3 protein-coding genes and 1 tRNA gene are annotated in these 3255 nt (G+C 45.3%); all 4 read right to left on the minus strand.

The genetic code is table 11. The annotated features are described in order from the left end of the window. Window positions 1-193: 193 nt before the first annotated feature. Window positions 194-877: an aldolase gene (locus tag B7Y67_RS13645; RefSeq protein ID WP_293599121.1), complete on the minus strand. Its 684-nt coding sequence runs from the start codon at window positions 875-877 to the stop codon at window positions 194-196. Between the two features lie 8 nt (window positions 878-885). Next, window positions 886-2148 carry a 3-oxo-tetronate kinase gene (otnK, locus tag B7Y67_RS13650; protein ID WP_293599122.1) on the minus strand — a complete coding sequence of 421 codons (1263 nt, stop codon included), beginning with the start codon at window positions 2146-2148 and terminating at the stop codon, window positions 886-888. Continuing rightward, a complete protein-coding gene (ltnD, locus tag B7Y67_RS13655) occupies window positions 2145-3044 on the minus strand; it encodes an L-threonate dehydrogenase (RefSeq protein WP_293599123.1) in 900 nt (299 codons plus the stop codon). Before ltnD ends, otnK begins: the two co-directional genes overlap by 4 nt. 114 nt (window positions 3045-3158) lie before the next feature. After that, window positions 3159-3243 (minus strand) — tRNA-Leu (locus B7Y67_RS13660). Between the last annotated feature and the right edge of the window lie 12 nt (window positions 3244-3255).

Raw genomic sequence — 3255 nt, forward strand, 5'->3', positions numbered from 1 at the left:
AAATTACAAAACAGTATTCAAAAGACAGTGGCTCAAAAGGAAGTGGCTGACTCACTGACTAAACTGGGTGCTACTGTAGATTTTATGAATGCAAGCAAGTCAGCTGAATTTATTAAGGCCGATGCACAAAGATGGAAAAAGGTAGTTGATTACGCCAAAATCGAATTAGATTAATTCAATTTACGCTCAGTAACTACCAGCGGACTGCAAATGCAGTCCGCAGCTCATTTAACTGTACATCCGTAAGCGGATTGATCGGCGCATTTTTGAGGTAAAACAGTTTTGCCGTTTCTTCCAACTCCTCTAGGGTAGCCATTGCTGAACTGGGTGAGTTGTTCCAAACATATGGCCCTAGGCGTGACAGCATGCAAGCTCGCAAAGGTATTCCTGCCCTTCCATAAGCTTCGATTGCCTTCTCTACAAATCCAATAGTTTTTACAGAGCCAGGGCTTGCATAGGGAATTGTTGGGACATGACCAACCTTCATCACAAAATATGGCGTGATTGCAGGTAATAATTCAGGCAAAACTCCATCGCCCGTAAATGGATTGGATTCCAGATTCAAGGCTACGCAGTGAGTGCTGTGAGTATGAATAATGCAAGAGGTATCTTGATCAAATTGTCTTGCTTTATTGTAAATGGCAGCATGCAATGCCATTGTTTTACTAGCTTTATCACCGCTAAGTTGCTGACCATGAATGTCAATCTTAGCCAATCGATCAGGATAAAGGAATCCGAGACAGGCATCTGTGGGTGTAATTAAAAAACCATCCTCAATACGAACGCTAATATTGCCCGCAGTTGCATGGACATAGGATCGATCAAACAAACTTTTTCCAATCCGGCAAATCTCTTCTCTTGCTAGTTGCTCATTCATCATTTTGCTCACAGTTTTGAGAAGGCACTTGTAAAAAAATCTGCTGCGCCAAAGTTCCCAGACTTTAACGCAAGATGTAGAGGCTTGTTCTGAACCTTTGCAAAACACCAAGGTACGCCTGGGTCAATTTGCTGACCAATCTGCATTTGATCAATACCCAAAGCTTTCACGCATGCACCGGAGGTCTCTCCGCCAGCTACCAATAGCTGCCCAACTCCAAGAGCAACAAGGCCTTTGGCAACCGAGCCTAAAAGGTTTTCAATTGTGTTACCAGCAGCCTGAACACCAAGCTGTGATTGCACTTCTTTCACCTGATCAGGGCTTGCTGATGAGTAAATCAAGACTGAGCCATGTGAGAGTCGAGGTTCTGCCCAAGTTAAGATCTCCTGCAACATTTGCTCTGTAGATTTCTCATTTAATTCAAGTGGATTCACCGCATACATTTCACCACCTAAACTTTTAAAGCACTCAACCTGGAGGTTAGTGGCCTGCGAACAACTGCCCGAAACAATGGCGCGATATCCGCTAGCAAGTGGAAGCTTGCTAGACGTTGGATGCGCTTGCAGACCAAAGTTAGAAGGCAGTCCAATAGCAATACCGGAGCCTCCAGTAATCAGGGGGAGATCTTTTAATGCTGGTGCAATGCCATACAGGTCATCGTTAGTTACTGCATCAACAATGGCAATTTTTGTATTGGATGCTTTTAAGTCGGCAATTCTCGAAGAGATTGCATCAGCACCGGCAAGAATAGTTTGGTACTCAATCAATCCCACCTGATTTTGGCATTGAGCCTGCATTACTCTCACAAGATTTGCATCAGTCATTGGGGTTAAGGGGTGATCACGCATCCCAGACTCGCTTAACAATTGATCGCCGACAAATAAATATCCCTTAAATACACTCCGCCCATTATCCGGAAAAGCAGGGGTTGCAATAGTAAAGTCAGCCCCCAAGGCTGCCATCAGCGCCTCTGTAACCGGGCCAATATTCCCTTTAGGGGTGCTGTCAAAGGTAGAGCAATATTTAAAGAAGATCTGTTGCGCACCTTGCGCGAGAAGATACTCTAAAGCCTCTAATGACTGCGCTATTGCAGCCTCAGGCTCAATATTTCTGGACTTCAGTGCCACTACGACAGCATCCAACTCAGTATTCAATGCGTGCTGTGGGATACCAATAGTTTGCGCAACGCGCATGCCATTGCGCACCAGGTTATTCGCCAGGTCAGTAGCGCCTGTAAAGTCATCTGCAATACAACCTAAAAGAATACTCACTTGACTGCTTTCGGTAACTCGATACCCGGGAAGATTTTAATGACAGCGCTATCGTCTTCCTTAGCAAAACCAGCAGTCGATGCTTGCATAAACATTTGATGTGCAGTGGATGAGAGGGGTAATGGAAACTTACTCGCACGGGCCATATCTAAAACTATTCCCAAGTCCTTCACGAATATATCTACTGCAGATAAAGGCTCATAATTAGCTGCAAGTACATGTGCCATGCGGTTCTCAAACATCCAGCTATTACCAGCACTATGGGTAATCACTTCGTAGAGTGCATTTGCATCTACACCCTCCCTCAAACCGAGCGCCATTGCTTCTGCAGCAGCGGCAATATGCACACCAGCAAGTAGCTGATTAATGACCTTCACTTTACTGCCGATACCCGCCTTATCGCCTAAGCGATAAACAGTTCCTGACATCGCATCAAGAATGGGATTCACCTTTTCATATGCGGCAGCGCAGGCTGAGGTCATCATGGTCATTTCACCAGAGGCAGCTTTAGCAGCTCCACCCGATATAGGGGCATCTACATAAAGAATATCTTTTTCAGCAAGACGTGACTCAAATGAAATTGAAATATTGGGATCGACAGTGGAGCACATCACGAAAACACTCTGAGGCTTTAATGAATCTACTAATCCAGGACTACTTGATGAGCCAAACAAAACCTCTTCAGTCTGTGCAGCATTCACTACGACTGAGATAACTACCTCACAGATTGAACCTAACTCTTCGATTGACTTACAGACCGTACCACCAGCCTCACAAAATTGACGGGCATGATCTAAACGTACATCAAATACATACAGATCAAAACCCGCTCGTCGGAGAGATGAGGCCATACCGGAGCCCATGGCGCCCAGCCCGATTAATCCTACTTTTTTCATGATTTGGTCTCGTTTAGTTTATTTTTGATGCTTGCTAGAAGCTTTTATTGCCAATAATCATAGCAAAGGCTACCCGTGAACCTAATTGATCAGGGCTAAAAATAAGAAGGGGGATGGTGCCCCGGGGCGGACTTGAACCGCCACGCCTTGCGGCACCGGATTTTGAGTCCGGCACGTCTACCAATTCCATCACCGGGGCAGGTGTTTGCAG

This window comes from Polynucleobacter sp. 35-46-11 (assembly GCF_002281105.1).